This is a genomic window from Mesoterricola sp. MK458 (assembly GCF_055384935.1).
The window spans coordinates 3,706,721-3,725,846 of sequence record NZ_AP045075.1; the positions used below are offsets into that span (position 1 = coordinate 3,706,721).

A 19,126-nucleotide genomic window follows, 5' to 3' on the forward strand; every position below is an offset into this window, starting at 1 on the left:
GGTGCGGTTTCTCCCGGTCCTCCTCCTCGCCCCGGCCCTGGCCGCCCAGGCGCCCACCCTCCCCGCCCTGGCGTGGCTGGAGGGCACCTGGGCCGCTGAAGCCGGCGGCCTGCGCCAGGAGGAGACCTGGAGCGCCTTGTCCCACGGCAACATCCAGGGCATGTACCGGGAGTTGAAGGACGGCCGCGTCCTCTTGATGGAACTGATGTCCTTCTCCCAGGAGGCCGACGGCCCCTGGCTCACCATGCGCCACTTCGGGCCTGGACTGAAGCCCCGGGAGGAGACGCCCCTGCGCTGGCGGGTGACCTCAGCCGGCCCCGGCCGCGCCCGGTTCGTCACCGAGCCCGGCGGCGCGACCCTGGACTACGTCCGGGACGGCGACGAGATGCGGGTCCGGCTGGAGATCCCGGGCAAGGACCGCCCCAGGATCGAGTCGTTCCTGTTTCGTCGGCAGCCACCCTCTTAGGGAGCGTTTGTAAAGCCAGGATGGGTATGGCTGATACGCGGTCGTATTGGTGCATGGTGCATCCATAAGGGAAAGAAGTCCCAGTTTCCCGACAACGCCAAGATGCCTGAAGTCCACTGCTGCCGACCTGCTACCCGGGGCATCCGGCAAACCCCATCGAAGGGACTTGTCGCCGAGGCGCCGAAGACGCCGAGGTTCGCCGAGGAAAAAAGAAAATCATTTTCGGCGATCCTCGGCGTCTTCGGCGCCTCGGCGATAGGCATTTCGTTTCGAATGGCCTCGATCACGGGATTATGACGGCCTTCGACCACCCGTCCCAAGCCCCATTCCAAGAACAGGCCAGAGTGAGTGAGGGTCGAGGCCTTCCGTTAATTCCGTGAAGAACCCAAATTAATTGGAGCTATTCCATTACGACCACGCCTTAGCGGCGCCTGACGTTTCAGCGCATCATCCCCAGGTAGGCCAACCAGAGCGCCGGTCCGTAGAACACCACCACCGGTGTCGCCAGGGCCAGTCCGCATCCGAAGGGCAGCATGGTCTGCGCCTTGGCCTTCTTCATCAGCAGGAGGGGCACGCCGACCACGCTCCCGAGGAGCGCGCCCCCGAAGAGGATCCCCAGCATCGGTGCCCAGCCCCAGAAGGCCCCCAGCCACGCCAGCATCTTGAAGTCGCCCATGCCGATGCCGTCGGTCTTGCGGATGAGGCGGTAGACGAGGTTGAGGGCCCACGGGACGCCGTACCCGATGGCCAGGCCCAGGAGGCTGTCCTGCCAGGTGACGGGCTGACCCATGAGGCTCCAGCAGGGGGCGGGCTGCAGGGCGTTGGCGAAGGTGTCCACCCGCAGGATGACGAGGCCGGGGGCCCACACCGAGGTCAGGTGCAGGGGCCAGGCCAGCTGCGGGAGCGTGAAGAGGACCCCCAGCGCCATGAGGGGGAACTGCACCGCGTCGGGCAGGATGAACTCGGTGATGTCCGTGAAGAAGAGCACCAGCAGGGCGAGGCCGCACACGATGCCCTTGGCCCAGATGAGGGTGCCGAAGGGGAATACCCACACCGACCCGGCCAGGATGACGCCTCCCAGGAGCTCCACGAGGGGGTAGCGCACCGGGATCCGCCAGCCGCAGCTCGCGCAGCGTCCCCGCAGCCACAGCCAGGCCACGAGGGGGATGTTGTGCCAGGGGCGGATGCGGGCCTTGCAGCTGGGGCAGTGGCTGGGGCGCCGGACCACGTCCCGGTCGGCTTCGGCCTCCTGGGGAAGGCGGTGGATGAGGACATTGGCGAAGGAACCCAGCACCAGACCGAAGGGTGCCAGCATCGCCGATAGGAACCACGTGGGGAAATCGAAGGTCGGCATGGGAAAAGCATAGCAAGGTGGGGAACCCCGGGCCTTTCGTTGACATCCTGAATGTATGAACCCCCTAGAATGGACGTTGGAGCCGACCATGAAAGCCATCCTCCTTTCCGCCCTCCTCTGCGTCCTCCCGGCCCTGGCCCAGGACGCGGCCAAGCCTCGGGTGCGGATCGTCACCAGCTACGGGCCCGTGGTCGTGGAGCTCGAGCCCGCCCTGGCGCCCAGGACCGTCGCCAACTTCCTGCGCTACGTGAAGGAGGGCCACTTCGCCGGGACCATCTTCCACCGCGTGATCGCGGGATTCATGATCCAGGGCGGGGGCATGCTGCCGGACCTCACGGAAAAGCCCTGCCACGAGCCCATCCCCAACGAGGCGGGCCCAGCCGTCCAGGGCGGGCTCCGGAACGTCCGGGGCACCATCGCCATGGCGCGCACCGAGGATCCGGATTCCGCCGCCGCGCAGTTCTTCATCAATACCGCCGACAACGCCATGCTGGACCACAAGGACACGACGGCCGGCGGCGCGGGCTACTGCACCTTCGGAAGGGTGGTGGAGGGCATGGAGGCCGTGGACCGCATCGAGAAGGTGAACACCATCCTGCGCAAGGGCATGCAGAACGTTCCGGAGTACCCGGTGAGGATCAAATCCGCCGAGGTGGTGGCCGCGCCATGAGCCGGCCCTTCGTCAAGCCCTTCCTGGTGCTGATGTACACGTTCCTGATGCTGTTCGTGTTCACCGTGGCGGGCTTCCTGATGGCGCCCTTCCTGGGCGGGCGCCGCGCCATGGGGCGGGTCGCCCAGGTCTATTTCGCCCACATGGGCCGCATCTGGGGCGTGCGCCACGAGATCGACGGGTGGGAAGACCTGCCCGAAGACATCCGGGAGGGGCGCCAGCCGGTGATCTACATCGCCAACCACACGTCCTACCTGGACGCCATGATGCTCACCTGCAACCTGCCCAATCACCCCGTGTACCTCGCCAAGATCGAGATGCTGCTCATTCCCGTGCTGGGTCCGGCCTGCTGGATGGGCGGCTGCATCTTCATCAACCGGCGCAACCGCCCGAAGGCCATCGCTTCGCTCAAGCGCGCCGCGCGCCTCATCCACGACGGCGCCACCGTCGCCGCCTTCCCCGAGGGCACCCGGACCCGCGACGGGGAACTGCTGCCCTTCAAGAAGGGGGTCTTCAACCTCGCCCAGGACGCCGGCGTGCCCATCGTGCCCCTGGGCCTCACGGGCGGTTTCGAGTTGCTCCCCCCCGGCGGGTGGCGGGTGACGCCGGGCACCTTCCGTATCCACGTGGGCGCGCCCATCCATCCCGGCTCCTTTGACGACCTTGACGTCCTCAGGGAGACGGCCCACGCCGCGGTGAAAGCCCTGGTGGCCAAAGGGTAAGGAGGGTGGGAAACTGGGGGCTGGATCTTTCTGACCTTCCAGGAGTGCGGCAATGGCCCAATTCGATCTCATCGTCATCGGTTCCGGCCCCGGCGGCTACATCGCCGCCATCCGCGGGGCCCAGCTGGGCCTGGCCACCGCCATCGTGGAGAAGGACCCGGCGGGCCTGGGGGGCACCTGCCTGCGCCGGGGCTGCATCCCCGCCAAGACCTGGCTGGAGACCGCCCACCGCTACGACCAGATGTCGGACCTGGCCGACTACGGCATCGCCGGAGTGGACGTGTCGGCCCTCAAGGCCGACCTGGCCGCCATCGTCAAGCGCAAGAACCGCATCGTCCTGAAGAACGGCAAGGGCGTCGAATTCCTCATGAAGAAGAACAAGGTCACCGTGCTCAAGGGCGCGGGCCGGCTTCTGGGCGGAGGCAAGGTGGACGTGGGCGGCGAGGTCCACGAGGCCCGCAGGATCATCCTGGCCACCGGCTCCGTGCCCAAGGAACTGCCCGGCATGGAAACCGACGGCGTGCGCGTGGTGAACAGCGACCACCTCATGGACATGACCGAACTGCCCAGCCACCTGGTCATCCTGGGCGCGGGCGCCATCGGCGTGGAGTTCGCCTCGGTCTTCGCGCGGCTGGGCTCCAAGGTGACCCTGGTGGAGTTCATGGACCGGATCCTGCCCATCGAGGACGCCTCCATGGGCGAAGAGCTGGCGAAGATCCTGGCCAAGAAGGACAAGATCGACGTGCGCGTGAAGACGAAGATCGCCTCCATCGAGCGCTTTCCCGACAAGGTCGTGTGCCACCTGGAAGGCGACAAGGGCGGCGTGGTGGAGTGCAGCCACCTGCTGGTGGCCGTGGGCCGCGGCCCGGTCACCGCCGGGGTGGGTCTCGAAGCCACCAAGGCCAAGGTGGACCGCGGCTTCGTGGAGGTGGACGCCTACCTCGCCACCGCCGAGCCGGGCCTGTACGCCATCGGCGACATCGTGCGCACCCCCATGCTCGCCCACGTGGCCTCCGACGAGGGCATCGTGGCCGCCGAGCACGCGGCGAAGGCGCTGGGCAAGGACGCGCACCCCCATCCCATCAACTACGATCGCGTCCCCAGCGTCACCTACTGCGACCCCGAGGTGGGCTGCATCGGCCTCTCGGAGGCCCAGGCCCGGGACAAGGGGTACGACGTCCAGGTGGGCTCCTTCCCCTTCATGCCCCTGGCCAAGGCCAACATCATCGGCGAGCCCCACGGCTTCGTGAAGATCGTGGCCGACAAGACCTACGGCGAGATCCTGGGCATCCACATCCTCGGACCCAAGGCCACCGAGCTGGTGGCCTCCAGCCTGGCCCTGCTGGGCGGGGAGTTCACCGTGGACGAGCTCATCAACACGATGTACCCCCACCCCACGCTCAACGAGGCCTTCCCCGAAGCCGCGCGCGCGGTGTACGGGCGGGCCCTGAACGCTTAGCCTGGCTAGCGGATCTCCACCTCCGCCTTCGCCCCGGCGGAGCGGCCCTGGTGGGTCACGCAGCGCACGACGACGGTTCCGGCGCCCATCTGGGCGAAGATCCCCTCAGCCTTCACGGGCTGCCAGGTGAAGCTGTCGCCGCTGCGGCGCTCCGCGAGGGTCCCGTCGGGCTCGAGGAAATCCACGGTGTAGGCCATGGGCACCGGGGCCTCGGGTTCGCCCACCAGGGCGAAGCGGACCTGGCAGGAACCGCCGTGCGGCTCCACCGCGCACTCCAGGGTGACCTTCCAGCCGGGGTCCTGGGCCGGGTCGCCCAGGCCCAGGATCGCCACCGTCCGCGCCGTCCCCACGAGGACGCGGCTGGGCGTCAGGGGCAGGAGCGCCCGGGGGGCCTGCAGGGTCGCGTAGGCCTCGTCCAGAGGTACGGGCATGCCGTCGCGGAGCAGGCCGGCGCGGGTGGAGGCCAGGGCTGGGTCGCCGGCCAGGGTGGTGAGGGAGCTCCGGGCGATGTCCCACAGCCGCACGGCGTTGTTGCCCCGGTCCGCGATCAGGAATCCGCGGCCGCAGGGCTTGAGGTCCCAGGGATCGTTCAGGCAGGGCTCGAGGCGGGGCCCGGCGCCCGGGCCGAACTCCCGGAAGCCCGGCGTGTCCACCTGCCCCAGCACCGTGGTCACCCTCCCGGTCCTTGGGTTCACTTCCCGCACCGCGTGTCCGTCCAGGACGAACAGCCTGGACTGGGCGCCCGCGCGGGGCGACAGCGCGAGACCCTTGATGCGGGTGAACTGGGCGACCTGCCGCCCGCCGTCCCGGGAGCCGGGTTGGCCCGTGAGGCCGGCCACCGTGGCAACCCCCCCCCAGTGGCTGATCCTGCGCACCACGGCGTTGCCCTGGTCGGCCACGAAGAGGGCATTGTCCCACTCGTCCCAGGCCAGGCCCAGGGGATGGTTGAAGCGGGCGTCGCCGGGGTCGTTCGCGTCCAGGTGTCCCACCTGGCCGGGCATGCCCGCCAGGGTCGACACCCGGCCGTCGGGCGTCACGATCCGGATGACGTGGTTTCCGGTGTCGGCCACCATGGTGAGCCAGGAGGGCCCCCAGCCCCGCTCCCGTCCCTGGACCAGGAAGGTGGGCCGGTTGAACCGGACGGGAGGTTCCCGGGTGCCGGTGAGGAAGTCCGCCAGCCGTCCCAGGCAACCCTTCCGGCGGGGGGAGTCCAGGTGTCCCGGCCGCCCCGGCTCGCCGCACCAGGCCAGGATCGTCCCATCCCGGGCCAGGCGATGGACGACATGTTCGCCCTCGTCGGCGATGAGGATGGAGGCCCTGGGGTGGGTGAGCACATTCGATTCGACCATGCAGGATGGCGCCCCGCAGGAGATCGCCGGCGTGGGACCCTCCGCGCCCCTTCGGGGGAACGGGAAGAGACCCCGCGGGTGCAAGGTGCGGGTTTCCACGCAGCTGAACCAGGTTCCGGGGCCGACCGGGAGGAGGGATTCCACCCGGCAACGCCGCGTCCAGCCCCTCAGGGTGACCACCGCCCGGTCCTGGCCGGAGACGTCCCGGTGAACGGTCTGGGCGCCCTCGCGGTACGTGAGCCGCGCGCCGGCCGCGCGGGGCTGGAGGGTCCAGGCGAGCTGCGCGGGCAGCCCGAAGCCAACCTCCAGGGGAGGGGCCTGGCGGGGTCTCCGCCCCACGATCGCCGGGTTCCACTCGTGATTTCTTTCCGAGAAGGGCAGGGCGGCGGTTTGGGGGGTGGCCCAGTCCGGGCCCAGCACCTGGCCCACCAGGGCCACGGGGACGTCGGGCAGGGCGAGGGCCGTCACCACGGCCTCCCCCCACACGTCGGGGGAGGCCGCGAGGGTGGCGCGGACCCGCGTCCGGCTCGGCGGACCTTCGGCGGGCGCCGTGAAGACGCCCTTGGCGTCCACCGTGCCGGGGCCCCCATCCGGGACGGTCCAGAGCCACAGGGACGGGTCCGCGGAGCCCCGGGCCCAGGAGGGGGGCCTGGACGGGTCGGCGCCGGGGGCCATGGCGAGGACGGCCTGGAAGGCGCAGACCTGGCCGGATCCCAGCACCACCTCCGGCGGCGTCACCTGCACCTGCCCCGGGACCGGCACGCCGGCCAGGATCACCCATGCGGCCGCCCACCTCATCACGCACCTCCGTGCCTGAAGGTGGGGGTTCGGCGAAGCGGGTTCCCTGGAGGAGGCTGTCCACGTATTACTCGCGAGGCCGAGTAATACGTGGACAGCCTCCTAAGGCCTGAAGGTCACGAACCCCGTGATCTCCGGGGTGGCGAACGTCCCGCCCTTTTCCGTGAAACCGAAGCGCCACCGGGGCAGCCGCTCGTGGCTGAAGACCCAGGTCTGCTGGAGGCCGTACTTGTCCACGCGCGTGAGGTGCGTGCGATAGGGGGTCTCGTTGTAGGCGAAGGAGAGGTCCAGGCCGAAGCCTTTCCAGAAGGAGCCGCCCGGGCCCTGCCAGGCCAGGCCCGCCCACGCGCGCCAGAACTGGCCGCGGGTCACCACCGTGCGCAGGGGGCTGTGCCGGGGCAGGCTGATCCAGATCTCCTCGCCCTGGGCCCAGGCGCGGAAGGCCCCGAAGGACGTCCAGGCCGCCCCGCCCGCCAGGAAGTTGGTGCCTCCGCTGCTCTGGAGCTCCATGGCATGCCCGGTGGGCAACTGGGCGGTGATGCCCGCGCGCGCCCCCTGCCGGCGGTCCCCCCAGGGCAGCACCCAGCCCAGATCCACGCCCTGGACCTGGAGCCGGGGCTTGTCCAGGTCGAAGACCGTGACGCCGTTGCGCTCCAGGTGGTAGCGTTCGTCGAAGGTGGGGTCCTGGTCCCGGCCGCCCTGCTCCACCCCGAGGATGTCGTGCCAGTTCATGATGGCCCGGGAGGCGATGCCCGAGGAGCGGTAGGCCAGGCGGGTCCGCACGTTGAGGCGGCCCGGGCCCAGGGCCCAGGCCAGGTCGGAGGTGAGCTGCCACTCCTCGCCCTGGAGATGGGCGTGGGTGACGCCGTTGTTCGTGATGTCCCGGCGGTCGGATCTCAGGAACTGGTTGGTGGCTTCCAGGGAGAACTGGGTGACCCCCTCGGGCAGGGGCTCCGGGAAGATCGTCAGCCAGGCCAGGCGGTTGGGGTGGGGCGTCTCCTGGGCCTGGAGGGGGAGGAGCGCGGCGAGGAGCGCGGCCAGGAGGCGCGGGGGCATGGAGGCTCCTCTATCTCAGGGTGACCTGTTCGCTGAGGAGGGCGGCGAAGGTGGCGTCCAGCTCGTAGGGCCTCACCACCAGCTGCGCCACGCCGTGCCTGCGCGCCGCCAGGACGATGGCGGCCGAGATGTCCTCCGCCGCCACCACGATGGGAGGCAGGTCCTCGCAGGTCTCCTGGAGGTGCCGGACGAACTCCAGGGTCTCCACGACCGTCATGCTCCCGTCCAGGAAAAGGACGCCCAGGTTGGGCTGGCGCAGGAGCTCGGGGATCTCCTCGGAGAACGTCGTGGTGAGCACCCGCCCGAAGCCGTCCTCCTGGAGGAAGCTCCTGAGGATGTCGTCGAAGGCCGCGGTGCGGGAAAGGGCCACCACCGCCCGGCTGCGCTTCTTCAGGCGCACGAGGCTGTCGCTCCTGGAGGCGGGCTGGGCCTCCTCCTCCGGGGGCGGGGGTTCAGGGGCCCGGGGAGCCTCCACCTTGGCTTCCACCGGCTTGGGCTCCACCGGCTTTGACCGGGGTTCCTCCACGGGCCTGGGGCGCGCCAGGGGCTCGTCCGCGAAGGAGCCCGGGGACGCCGCCTCGGGCTTGCGCCTGGCCTTGGAGGGCAGGGACGCGGGAATGGCGGAGGTGCGGGAAGCCACCAGCCCCCGCAGGGCCGCGGCCACATCCGCCTTGGGCCGCGAGAAGGCGAATCCCATCGTCAGGCCGCCGCCGCTGCTGTCCAGGTAGGCGGCCTTGCCTTCCAGCTCCATGACGGCGGGGCATTTGGGGAGCTTGTTGAGCTTGATGAGCATGAAGGGCTGGCCCACCGGCACCAGGCCCGTGCCCAGGGGCAGCCGCTTCTCGCCCTTGATGGCCATGCCCTTCTCCACCCGCACCCGGGCGCCGGACTCGGAGATGTTCTCGATGACGCCCGTGATGCCCACGCCCTCGAAGAGCCCCGTGAGGGCCGTGATCGTGGCCCCTTCCTTGGGGTTGAGGCGGGCCCGGGGCGCGCCGCGGCGCTCCTTCAGCTCCAGGGCGTCGGGCAGCTCAAGGACGGCCACGCCGCTGCGGGTCTCCAGGAGACGGGCCGACCCTCCGATGCGCAGGCCTTCCTGGATGAAGAGCAGTTCGACGGTGTTGCCCTTCTCCGCGATGAGGGGCCCGGTGATCTGGAAGGTGGCCGTGCCTTCGGATTCGTCCAGGCCCTGGAGGAAGGCGGGCACCTCGGTCTTGCGGGGCCCGGAAAGGGTGAATGCCGCCCGCACGCGCTGGGCGTCCTCCAGGTAGGCCAGGACCTGGTCCTGGGAACCCCCGCCGTCTTTCTTGTCCTTTCCGAAGCCGAAAATGGCCATATGACCTCACGGTTTCCTGATGCTAGCATCGGCCGGCCGGAACCTGTCCTTGAACTGAAGTGAACCTAGGATTTGATGGTAACCTCGTTCCCTATGCCAGAGCTCATTCCCCGATGTTTCCTGATCGCCCACCAAGGACCCCAGGACCGGGACAATGATATCGAAGTGCATCTGGCCGAGCTGGAAGAGCTGGCCCGGGCCTGCGACATGGAACCCGCGGGCCGGGAGCGCCTGAAGCGGGCCACCGTCGAGTCCCGCACCTTCTACGGCAAGGGCCAGATCGAGACGGTGGCCCAGAAGGCCCGCAACCTGGGCGCCACCCTCCTCCTGTGCGACAACGAACTTTCCGGCAGCCAGATCCGGAACCTCGAGAAGGCCACCGGGATGACCTGCCTGGACCGCACCGGGGTGATCCTGGCCATCTTCGAAAGCCGGGCCCAGACCCGGGAGGCCAAGGCCCAGGTGGAGCTGGCCCGGTACGAGTACGAACTGCCCCGCCTCAAGGGGGCCTGGACCCACCTGGAGCGCCAGGTGGGCGGCGTGGGCGTCCGGGGCGGCGCCGGCGAGACCCAGATCGAGGTGGACCGGCGCATGACCCGCCTCCGCATCAGCCAGCTCAAGAAGGAGCTGGAGCACCTGCAGCGGGTGCGGAAGACGCAGGGCCAGGGCCGCAGCCCGAAGGTCCCCCGGGTGGCCCTGGTGGGCTACACCAACGCCGGGAAGACCAGCATCCTGAAGGCCCTCACCGGGGAGGGGGAACCCCGGGACATGCTCTTCGCCACCCTGGACACCACCACCCGCAAGGCCTGGCTGGGCGTGGACGAGACCACCGGCGAGCCCCGGCAGGCCCTGGTGTCGGACACGGTGGGCTTCATCCGCAAGCTGCCCCACCAGCTGGTGGCCGCCTTCCGCTCCACCCTGGGCGAGGTGCGCACCGCCGAGGCCCTCCTGGTGGTGGCCGACGCCTCCAGCCCGGACCTGGAGGACCACCTGAAGGTCGTGGGCGCCACCCTCAAGGAGATCGGCTGCGAGGACCACGCGCGCCTGCTGGTGCTGAACCAGGCCGATCGGCTCACCCGCCCCCGGCGCCTGGACCTCAAGCGCGCCCACCCCGAGGCCGTGCTCACCTGCGCCCTCACCCGGGACGGGGTGGAGGAGATCCGGCAGTGGCTGCGGGAACTGATTCCCGGACCGCCCCGGCCCCGCACGCCGGAGGCGTGGGAACTCTAGGAAACGCCCCCGGACGAAAAGGGCTATCGGCCTGCGGCAATTCCGTAGTCCAATAGTCAACTTTCATTCACTCGGGACCGATCAGGAAACAGGTCCCAGGGGAGTTCCGGCCATGAACAGCACGAGGTTGTCCTTCAAGATCTTCCTGTCCGTGGGCGTGGTCCTGGCGGCCGTGATCCTGGTGGCGGCCTGGCTGGTGGGGTCGCGGGAATCGGGTCTCATGGAGGCGGCCTTCGACGACAACCTCACCACCATGTCCGTGGCCTCCCGGAACATGTTCCACGCCTCCGCGGAAGCCTACTGCGCCTCCCGCGGCATGGTCTACCACCGGGTGGAGCCGGGGCGCTACGCCCCCGGCGCCACGGGCGAATTCGAGCGGGCCTCCATGGAGGCCTTCGCCGCCGACCCCGCCCTGGACCTGCGCAAGGGGAACCTGAAGGAGGGCAACGACGCCTTCAAGTACACCCTGGCCCCCGCGCGCCTGAAGGAGGAGTGCATCCTGTGCCACGGCGCCGTGGGCATGACCGCGTTCAAGGACCGCAAGCCCGGGGACCTGGTGGGGGCCTTCGGCGTGTCGGTGCCCACCGGGGACCTGGAGCGGCAGGTGGCCCGCACCCGCCTGGCGGCGGCCGCCGCGGGCCTGGTGCTCCTGGGGGTCGTGAGCTGGCTGGTCACCCTCTCCGTGCGCCGCCATGTGCTGACCCCGCTCCTGGGCCTTTCGGCCTCCTTCGGGCGCATGGCCCAGGGGGACCTCACCGTCCGCACGGAGGTGCGCGCAAAAGACGAGATCGGCCAGTTGGCCGGGGCCTTCAACGGCATGGCCGCGGAGCTGAACCGGGCCCTCCAGGATGTGAACCTGGCCTCCCAGCGGGTGGCTTCCGGGAGCATGGAACTGGCGGCCAGCGCCGAGCAGATGACCCAGTCCGTGGGGGAGGTGGCCCACGTGAGCGCGGGCCTTCGGGACGCCGGCCGCGGGGTGCAGGAGGCCCTGCGCCAGCTGGACGCCAACGCCGAGACCATGGCCGCCCATTCCAGCCACACCGGCACGGAGGCGGGGGTCGCCGTGGAGGACACGGACAAGGGGGCCCAGGAGGGGCGGGGCACCGCCGAGGGGATGCAGGCCATCCGGGAGGCCACCACCCGAATCGTGACCGCCGTCCGGGCGATCCAGGGCATCGCCCGCCAGACCAACCTGCTTTCCCTGAACGCCGCCATCGAAGCCGCCAAGGCGGGCAACGCCGGCAAGGGCTTCGCCGTGGTGGCCGAGGAGGTGCGCAAGCTGGCCGAACGCAGCGCCCACACCGCGCGGGAGATCGAGGACATCCTCCACCTCACGGAGGAGGCCGTGGCCGGCGGCGGCGCCAGCGTGAACGTGACCCTGGAGCACCTGGAAGCGGTGCGCGCCCGCATTTCCGGCATCGCCGGACGCATCGGGACCATCGGCGCCCTGAGCCGCGAACAGGCGGAGACCAGCGGCCGGGTGGGCCAGCTCATGGACACCACGGCCCGGCAGCTGGACCAGAACGCCACCGCCGCCCATCAGCTGTCCACCGCCGTCCAGGAGGTGGCGCGAACGTCGGACGACCTGGCGTCGGTGGCCGAAGGGCTCAAGAACCTCGTGAGCCGGTTCAAGCTCTAGTCTGCAGCCTTTTCCCGGGGCAGCCAGGCCACGCCGGCCGCCAGGCCCAGGGCCAGGAGGAGACGGATGAACATCAGCTGCCGGGAGATCCCGTGCGCCTTCTGGTAGGCCACCCGGTCCGGGTGCTCCAGGGCCAGGGCCTCCACGGGGCCGTTCATGCGGGCCTTGATGCGCGCCAGGCCGGGGCTGACGATGAACTGGCTGGTGAAGCCCATGAGGAAGGTCACCAGGAGGGTGGCGGCCCAGAGGCGCAGGGGGCCCACGGGCTGGTCCTCGCGGATCTCCTTCACCCAGCGGGGGAAGAGCGCGAGGGCGCCGGCGGCGCCGAAGGCGGCCCAGGCCATCCAGTCCAGGCGGGTCACCACCCTGCCGGCAATGCCCCCGGCCACGTCCCGGCTGGGGAGGGTGGAAAAGAGCAGGGGGGCCACCAGGAACGCGAAGCCCAGGACCATGCCGGTCCAGAGGACGAGAATGCCGGCGGCTGCGGCGTCGGTGCGGGCCAGGGGCTTCATGTTCACCATTCGTTGTAGGGGATCTGGTTGTCGCCCAGGTCCTGGGACCCGCTGCGGATGCGGAAGATGCCCACCTCCGCGTCGGGGCTGTCGGTGTCGGGGGTCTCGAATTCCGTCTGCCAGGTGTCCTTGGACTGGGTCATGGGGTCCACCGGGATATCCCGGATGTAGCCCTGGGTGCGCAGCATATCAATGGACGTGGGGTACTTGCCCTTGTCCGCCCGGTACTGCTCCAGGCAGTGGTTGAGCTGGAAGAGGTCCTCCTTCAGGACGGCTTCCTTGGCTGCCTTGGTGTGCCTGCGGTACCCCACGATGCCCACCGTGGCCAACATGGCCAGGATGGTCATCACGGTGAGGAGTTCAAGTAGCGTGAAGCCGCGCTGTTTTCGCATGGATGGACCCTACCAGGAGTGTGCGCCGAGCGGCATCCAGGTTCAGGACAATCTTACCCCAGGCTGGTGGCGGCAAACTTTTCCCGGGTGAAGAACTCCAGGAGGTCGCCTTCCTTCAGGCCCGTGTAGCCATCCAGGTCGATGCCGCAGTCCAGGCCGTTCTTCACCTCGTGGACGTCGTCCTTGAAGCGCTTGAGGGTCTTGATGCCGCCTTCCCAGAGGGTGTCCGGGCCGCGCTTGACGCGGACCTTGAAGGGCTTCTGGACCTTGCCTTCGGTGACGAAGGAGCCGGCGATGACCGACTTGCCGACCTTGAAGATCTGCCGGACCTCGGCGAGGCCCTGGATGGTCTCGCGCTCCTCGGCGTCCAGCAGGCCCATCATGGCCGCGGTGATTTCCTCCGTGACCTTGTAGATGATGTCGTGGAACCGGATGTCCACGCCCTCTTCCTGGGCGAGTTCCTCGGTCTTGCGCTCGGCCTTCACGGAGAAGGCGATGACCGTGGCCTTGGAGGCTTCGGCCAGCAGGATGTCGTTCTCGGTGACGGTGCCCGCGGCGGCGTGGATGATCCGCACCCGCACCTTCTCGGTGGAGAGGCGTTCGAGGCTGCCCACCAGGGATTCCACGGAGCCCGAGGTATCGGCCTTGATGATGAGGGGCAGTTCCTTGATCTGGCCATCCTTGAGGGTGGAGAAGAGGTTCTCGAGGGTGACGCGCTGCTTGATCTGCGCGGCGGCCTTGGCCTTCTCCTGGCGGAAGGAGACGATGCTGCGGGCCTTGGCCTCGTCGTCGACCACCTGGAGGTTGTCCCCCGAAACGGGAACCGCCTCGAAGCCCAGGATCTGCACGGCCATGGAGGGGGTGGCCTCGGTCACCTTGTCGCCGCGGTCGTTGAACATGGCCCGCACGCGGCCCATGGTGGCGCCCGCCACGAAGATCTCGCCGGCGTGGAGCGTGCCCTGCTGAACCAGGACGGTGGCCACCGGGCCCCGCCCGCGGTCGAGGCGGGCTTCCAGGATGGAGCCGGCCGCGGCGCATTCGTAGACGGCCTTCAGGTCCTTGAGGTCGGCCACCAGGAGGAGGGTCTCCAGGAGGAGGTCCAGGCCTTCCTTGCTCTTGGCGCTCACGCGCACGCAGGGCACGTCGCCACCGTAGGCCTCGGTCTGGATGCCGTACTGCAGGAGCATCTGCTCGACCTTGTCGGGGTTGGCGCCGGGCTTGTCGATCTTGTTGATGGCCACGACCATGGGCACGTCGGCGGCCTTGGTGTGGTTGATGGCCTCGATGGTCTGGGGCATCACGCCGTCGTCCGCGGCCACCACGAGGATGACGATGTCGGTGACCTTGGCGCCCCGGGCGCGCATCTTGGTGAAGGCCTCGTGACCGGGCGTGTCGATGAAGACCACCTGGCGGCGGGCCCCTTCGGTGCCGTCCTTGACGTTGACGTGGTAGGCGCCGATGGCCTGGGTGATGCCTCCGGCTTCACCCGCGGCGACCTTGCTCTTGCGGATGGCGTCGAGCAGGGAGGTCTTGCCGTGGTCCACGTGGCCCATGATGGTGACGACGGGAGGCCGGGGCATCTTCTCGCCCTGCACGTCGCTGCCCTCTTCGGCGGCGATCTGCACGTCCTCCTCGAAGGAGACGATGTCGGCCAGGTACCCGAACTCCCGGGCGATCTCCTTGGCCAGCTCCGTGTCCAGGGGCTGGTTGATGGTCGCGAAGATCCCGCGGTGCAGGAGCTTGGCCACCACGTCCTTGGCGGGGCGGTTGCACTTCTCGGCCAGTTCCTTCACGGACACGCCCTCGGAGAGCATCACGATGCCGATCTCGTCGTTCACGTATTCCGTGGCGATCTGCTGGGCGCGGCTGCGGGGCTGCCTGAGCTTGAGCTCGAGCTCCTCGGCGAGGCGCTCGGCCTTGCTGCGCTTGTCGTCCTTCTTCTTGCCGGTGAAGTGGCCGCCGCGGCCCGGGCCCTTCTGGGCGTTGGGGTCGATGGTGGTGGTGGTGGGCAGGGAGGGGCCGCGGCCGGGGCCGCCGGGCCTTCCGGGGCCTCCAGGCCGGGGGCCGCCGGGGCCGCCGGGGCGGGCGCCGGGACCGCCGGGGCGGGAGGGTCCGCCCATGCCGGGGCGGGACGGGCCGCCCATGCCGGGCCGGGAGGGGCCACCGGGGCGGGCGCCGGGACCGCCGGGGCGGGAGCCGCCCGCGGGACGCGCCTGCGGCAGCTGGATGTAGCGGGCCGGTTCCGCGGGCTTGGGGGCCGGGGCCGGGGTGTCGGACATCTTGATGCGGGTGAAGCCGCCCTCGGGCCGGAGCTCCGTGATGGAGGGCGGGATGAAGGGGCGGCGGGAGGGCGCGGGAGCCGAGGGCTCGTGGCGGATCTCGCCCTTGCCGGTGTTGGTGGCCATGGGCAGCACGGTCTTCTCGGGCTGGGGCTGGCCGGACCGCTGCACCTGGGGCTGCTGCCCGGGGCGCTGGATCACGGGCCGGGCGCCGGCTTCCGGCCGGATGCGGGCCGGCGGGGGCTGGGGCAGCTGGATGTAGCGGGCGGGCTCCTGGGGCTTGGCCACGGGGGCGGGGGCCTGGGAGACGCGCAGACGGCTGAAGGTCTCCTGGGCGGGGGCCTTCACGGGCTCGGCCACGGGTTCGGCGGCGCGCACCTCCACGGGAACGGGGGCCTGGGCGGGGACTTCCACCGGAGCCGGGGGGGGCGGCGGCTGAACGGCCACGGGCGCGGCGGGCTCGGCCACGGGGGCGACGGGCTCGGCCTTCTTGATGAGCACGGCTGGGGCCGGAGGGGGCGGCACGGGGGCGGGGGCCGGGGCGACGGACTTCACCACGCGCACGGGCGCCTGGACCGCGGGGCGCGACTGGACCGGGGGCTCCTCGTGGGCCCGGGGCTTGTTCTCGATGACGCGGCGCACCGACTGCACCTGGTCGTCCGTTAGGTTCGAGCTGTGGCTCTTGCCCTGGATGTTCAGGCGCTTTTCGAGGGCGTCGATCACTTCGTGATTACTCACGCCGAGCTCTTTTGCTAATTGGTTGATGCGCAACATGAAGGGGCTTACCTCGATAGGTGGAAGGGGCGGAGGAGATGACGGGAAGGAGCCCAGGATCTACTCTCCGAACCGGGCGTGCACGGCGTCGATGAGACGGAAGGCCAAGTCCTGATCCATGCCTTCGATGGCGAGCAGCTGCTCTACGGTCATAGTGTACAGGGATTTGATATCCAGATGGCCGGCGGCCGCGAGGTTTTCAACGATGGCTTCGGTCAGCCCTTCGATGGGTCCCAACTCCTCAAGGATCTTGGACTTGGGCGCCTCTTCCACGGAAGGGGCCTCGGAGAGGGCCTGGCCCATGGCGGCTTCGGTGTCGCGGCGCTTCTCGGCCTCGCTCCGCACGTCGATGTTCCAGCCGGTGAGCTTGGCGGCGAGGCGCACGTTCTGGCCCCGCTTGCCGATGGCGATGGAGAGCTGCTCGTCGTCCACCACCACTTCCACCCGGCGGTGCTCCAGGTCGGTTACCGTGACCCGCAGGGCCTTGGCAGGATTGAGGGCATTGGCGATGAAGCGGCTGCTGTCCTCGTCGAAGCGGACGATGTCGATCTTCTCGTTCTTCAGCTCGCGGATGATGGCCTGGACGCGGCTGCCCTTGAGGCCCACGCAGGCGCCCACGGGATCCACATCGGGGTCCAGGGAGTGCACGGCGACCTTGGCGCGGTCACCGGCTTCCCGCACGCAGGAGCGGATGACCACCGTGCCGTCGTGGATCTCGGGGACCTCCTGGTCGAAGAGCTTGATGAGGAGCCGGGGATCGGTGCGGCTCACCTGCACCTGGGGGTCCTTGGCGGACTTGTCCACGGCGGAGATGACCACCTTGATGCGCTGGCCCTTGTCGAAGCGGTCGCCGCGAAGGGCCTCGGAGCGCCGGAGCATGGCCTCCACCCGGTCCACTTCGAGGATGATGGCGCTCTTCTCGAAGCGCTTGACCTCGCCCACCACCACCTCGCCGATGCGGTCGGCGAAGTCGGTGAAGATGCGGTCGCGCTCGGCCTCGCGCACCTTCTGCACCAGGACCTGCTTGGCGGCCTGGGCCGCGATGCGTCCCAGCTGGCTGGTGTCCTGGGGCAGCCAGAGGGTGTCACCCTCGGCGGCGTCGGGGTTCAGGGCCTGGGCCTCCTCGAGGCTGATCTCCAGGTCCTCCTCCTCCACGACGGGCACGACCATCTTGAGGGCGTACACGTGGAACTCGCCGGTCTCCCGGTCCATCTGGGCCTGGAAGTTGCCGTAGAAGTCGAAGCCCTGGAAGTACTTCTCCGCGGCCTTGACGAGGGACTCCTCCACCGCCTTGAACACGTCCTCCTCGGGGATGCCCTTCTCGGCGGCGATCATCTTCACGGAATCGAAGAAACTGGTTGCTACGAGTGCCATGCGGTCTCCTTGCCGGCGCTTTTCTCTACGCGGGCAGCTGTCGGTTGTTCCGGCGCGTGCCGGGGGCGGGGGGCCTTGTCCTCGTCGAAGGGAGCGAGGCGGGCCTTCTGGATGGATTCGAGGGGCACGGTCTTGAGGGCGTTGTCCTCCTCAAGGACGACGGCCTCCTCCGAGACGCCGGTGATCCATCCCTTGAAGCGCTTCTGGCCGTTGATGGGGCTCACGGTCTGCACGCGGCAGAGCCTGCCCAGGAACCGGCGGAAGTGGTCGGGCTTGGTGAGGGGACGCTCGAGGCCCGGGCTGGAGATCTCCAGGTTCATGGTCTCCCGGAGGCTGGGGAATTCCACGTCCAGCCAGGTGACGAGGCCGTCGTTGGCGGCCACGCAGTCGTCGAGCGTGATGGCCCGGTCGCCTTCGGGTCCCCGGTCCAGGTGGTCGATGTAGAGGCGCAGGATGTCGTCCCGGCCCTCCTTGGCGGTCTCCAGGCACACCAGCTCGAAGCCCAGCAGCGCCAGCTGCCGTTCGAGGGGGTCCTTGAGTTTCTTCAGATCCATGGGGGGTGACCTTAAAAGCTGTTGGGGCGGGCTGAACCCACCCGACAAGGCTTTCCGAAGCTCTGGGTGCAGCGGCCGGGTTCCACCGATTGCCCTGGAGCCCGGAAAAATCCAGGCCGAATTCAACGGAGAAGAATATCGCTCTTTGGGCCGCATAACAAGCGAAATATCCTTGAGGCACAAACCATCCCGGCCCCAAGACAAGGTCGCCGATTGAGGGCACCATGGAGTCCGGGAGCGCCGCCATGACCACGATTCTCGACGGGAAGGCCCATGCGGAACGCATGCTGGACGAAGTGACCCGGGCCGTGGAGGCCCGCGCGGCCCTCGGCCTGCGTGCCCCCTGTCTGGCGGTGGTGATCGTGGGCGACGACCCGGCCAGCCACGTGTACGTGAGGGGCAAGGTGGCCGCCTGCGCCCGCACCGGCATCCGGTCCGTGGAGCGCCGCCTGCCGGCGCACACGCCCCAGGCCGAACTGGACGAGGTCATCGCCGGGCTCAACGCCGATCCCGGGGTGGACGGCATCCTGGTGCAGCTCCCCCTGCCGCCGGGCCTGGATTCCAAGCGCGCCCTCCACGGCATCGACCCCTCCAAGGACGTGGACGGGTTCCACCCCGTGAACCAGGGCCTCCTGCTGGAAGGCCTTCCGGGCCTTCGCCCGTGCACGCCCTCGGCCTGCATGAGCATGCTCGGGGCCTACGGGATCGAGCTCAAGGGGATCCGGGCGGTGGTCCTGGGCCGCAGCGAGATCGTGGGCAAGCCCATGGCCCTCATGCTCCTGGAGCAGCACGCCACGGTCACCATCGCCCACAGCCGCACCCGGGACCTGCCGGGCCTGTGCCGGGAGGCGGACCTGCTGGTGGCCGCCGTGGGCCGCCCGGGCATGGTCGAGGGGTCCTGGATCAAGCCAGGCGCCGTGGTGCTGGACGTGGGCATCAACCGCGTGGAGGACCCGGCCCTGGGCGAGGTCATCTTCGCTTCGGACCCCGGCAAGCTCAGGACCCTGCGGGAGAAGGGCGGCGTGCTCTGCGGGGACGTGCGCTTCGCCGAGGCCGCCGCCCTGGCCGGCGCCATCACGCCGGTGCCCGGGGGGGTCGGGCCCCTGACCATCGCCGGCCTCATGGCCAACACCCTGCAGGCCTGCCAGGCCCGCTAGAATCA

General features: G+C 69.6%; 16 protein-coding genes. 7 read left to right on the forward strand and 9 right to left on the reverse strand.

Going from position 1 to position 19,126, the window contains the following annotated elements; genetic code table 11:
- The first annotated feature begins 1 nt into the window (after position 1).
- Complete coding sequence (locus tag ACZ5LB_RS16265) at positions 2-466, forward strand: DUF6265 family protein (protein WP_464603252.1); 465 nt, start codon at positions 2-4, stop codon at positions 464-466.
- A gap of 439 nt (positions 467-905) precedes the next feature.
- On the opposite strand, the gene ACZ5LB_RS16270 is transcribed toward ACZ5LB_RS16265, so the two are convergent.
- A complete protein-coding gene (locus ACZ5LB_RS16270; RefSeq protein WP_464603253.1) occupies positions 906-1,820 on the reverse strand; it encodes a prepilin peptidase in 915 nt (304 codons plus the stop codon).
- Between the two features lie 88 nt (positions 1,821-1,908).
- Between ACZ5LB_RS16270 and ACZ5LB_RS16275 the strand changes: the two genes are divergently transcribed.
- Genes ACZ5LB_RS16275 through lpdA form a run of 3 tightly spaced genes read left to right on the forward strand, consistent with a single transcriptional unit; the run spans position 1,909 to position 4,671 of the window.
- Complete coding sequence (locus ACZ5LB_RS16275) at positions 1,909-2,490, forward strand: peptidylprolyl isomerase (protein ID WP_464603254.1); 582 nt, start codon at positions 1,909-1,911, stop codon at positions 2,488-2,490.
- Entirely contained in the window at positions 2,487-3,212 is a 726-nt protein-coding gene (locus tag ACZ5LB_RS16280; protein ID WP_464603255.1) for a lysophospholipid acyltransferase family protein, read from the forward strand. Before ACZ5LB_RS16275 ends, ACZ5LB_RS16280 begins: the two co-directional genes overlap by 4 nt.
- Before the next feature lie 52 nt (positions 3,213-3,264).
- Complete coding sequence (gene lpdA / locus ACZ5LB_RS16285) at positions 3,265-4,671, forward strand: dihydrolipoyl dehydrogenase (RefSeq protein ID WP_464603256.1); 1,407 nt, start codon at positions 3,265-3,267, stop codon at positions 4,669-4,671.
- A gap of 5 nt (positions 4,672-4,676) precedes the next feature.
- Here the strand turns inward: lpdA and ACZ5LB_RS16290 are convergent, their stop codons facing one another.
- The 3 genes from ACZ5LB_RS16290 to ACZ5LB_RS16300 form a co-directional block, all read right to left on the reverse strand.
- A complete protein-coding gene (locus ACZ5LB_RS16290) occupies positions 4,677-6,818 on the reverse strand; it encodes an NHL repeat-containing protein (RefSeq protein ID WP_464603257.1) in 2,142 nt (713 codons plus the stop codon).
- Positions 6,819-6,920: 102 nt separating this feature from the next.
- On the reverse strand, positions 6,921-7,874 hold the full coding sequence (locus ACZ5LB_RS16295; protein ID WP_464603258.1) for a DUF3187 family protein: 954 nt from the start codon (positions 7,872-7,874) through the stop codon (positions 6,921-6,923).
- A 10-nt stretch (positions 7,875-7,884) separates the two neighbouring features.
- Positions 7,885-9,210, reverse strand: coding sequence for an ANTAR domain-containing protein (locus ACZ5LB_RS16300; protein ID WP_464603259.1), 1,326 nt, complete (start codon positions 9,208-9,210; stop codon positions 7,885-7,887).
- A 165-nt stretch (positions 9,211-9,375) separates the two neighbouring features.
- Between ACZ5LB_RS16300 and hflX the strand changes: the two genes are divergently transcribed.
- Together hflX and ACZ5LB_RS16310 are read left to right on the forward strand one after the other, a co-directional pair.
- Complete coding sequence (gene hflX, locus ACZ5LB_RS16305; RefSeq protein ID WP_464603260.1) at positions 9,376-10,440, forward strand: GTPase HflX; 1,065 nt, start codon at positions 9,376-9,378, stop codon at positions 10,438-10,440.
- Between the two features lie 112 nt (positions 10,441-10,552).
- A complete protein-coding gene (locus tag ACZ5LB_RS16310) occupies positions 10,553-12,079 on the forward strand; it encodes a methyl-accepting chemotaxis protein (protein ID WP_464603261.1) in 1,527 nt (508 codons plus the stop codon).
- On the opposite strand, the gene ACZ5LB_RS16315 is transcribed toward ACZ5LB_RS16310, so the two are convergent.
- From ACZ5LB_RS16315 to ACZ5LB_RS16335, 5 genes are all read right to left on the reverse strand, one after another.
- Positions 12,076-12,591 carry a DUF4149 domain-containing protein gene (locus ACZ5LB_RS16315; RefSeq protein ID WP_464603262.1) on the reverse strand — a complete coding sequence of 172 codons (516 nt, stop codon included), beginning with the start codon at positions 12,589-12,591 and terminating at the stop codon, positions 12,076-12,078. The two genes, ACZ5LB_RS16310 and ACZ5LB_RS16315, sit on opposite strands and share 4 nt — an antisense overlap.
- A gap of 2 nt (positions 12,592-12,593) precedes the next feature.
- Entirely contained in the window at positions 12,594-12,983 is a 390-nt protein-coding gene (locus tag ACZ5LB_RS16320; RefSeq protein ID WP_464603263.1) for a type II secretion system protein, read from the reverse strand.
- A gap of 53 nt (positions 12,984-13,036) precedes the next feature.
- Positions 13,037-16,000 (reverse strand): translation initiation factor IF-2, encoded by a 2,964-nt coding sequence (gene infB / locus ACZ5LB_RS16325; protein ID WP_464603264.1) that lies wholly within the window; start codon positions 15,998-16,000, stop codon positions 13,037-13,039.
- A 96-nt stretch (positions 16,001-16,096) separates the two neighbouring features.
- Positions 16,097-17,410, reverse strand: coding sequence for a transcription termination factor NusA (gene nusA / locus ACZ5LB_RS16330; RefSeq protein WP_464603265.1), 1,314 nt, complete (start codon positions 17,408-17,410; stop codon positions 16,097-16,099).
- Positions 17,398-17,964 carry a ribosome maturation factor RimP gene (locus ACZ5LB_RS16335; protein ID WP_464603266.1) on the reverse strand — a complete coding sequence of 189 codons (567 nt, stop codon included), beginning with the start codon at positions 17,962-17,964 and terminating at the stop codon, positions 17,398-17,400. Before ACZ5LB_RS16335 ends, nusA begins: the two co-directional genes overlap by 13 nt.
- A gap of 245 nt (positions 17,965-18,209) precedes the next feature.
- Here ACZ5LB_RS16335 and folD point away from each other — a divergent pair, with 245 nt between their 5' ends.
- Positions 18,210-19,121 carry a bifunctional methylenetetrahydrofolate dehydrogenase/methenyltetrahydrofolate cyclohydrolase FolD gene (gene folD / locus ACZ5LB_RS16340; RefSeq protein ID WP_464603267.1) on the forward strand — a complete coding sequence of 304 codons (912 nt, stop codon included), beginning with the start codon at positions 18,210-18,212 and terminating at the stop codon, positions 19,119-19,121.
- Positions 19,122-19,126 lie beyond the last annotated feature (5 nt).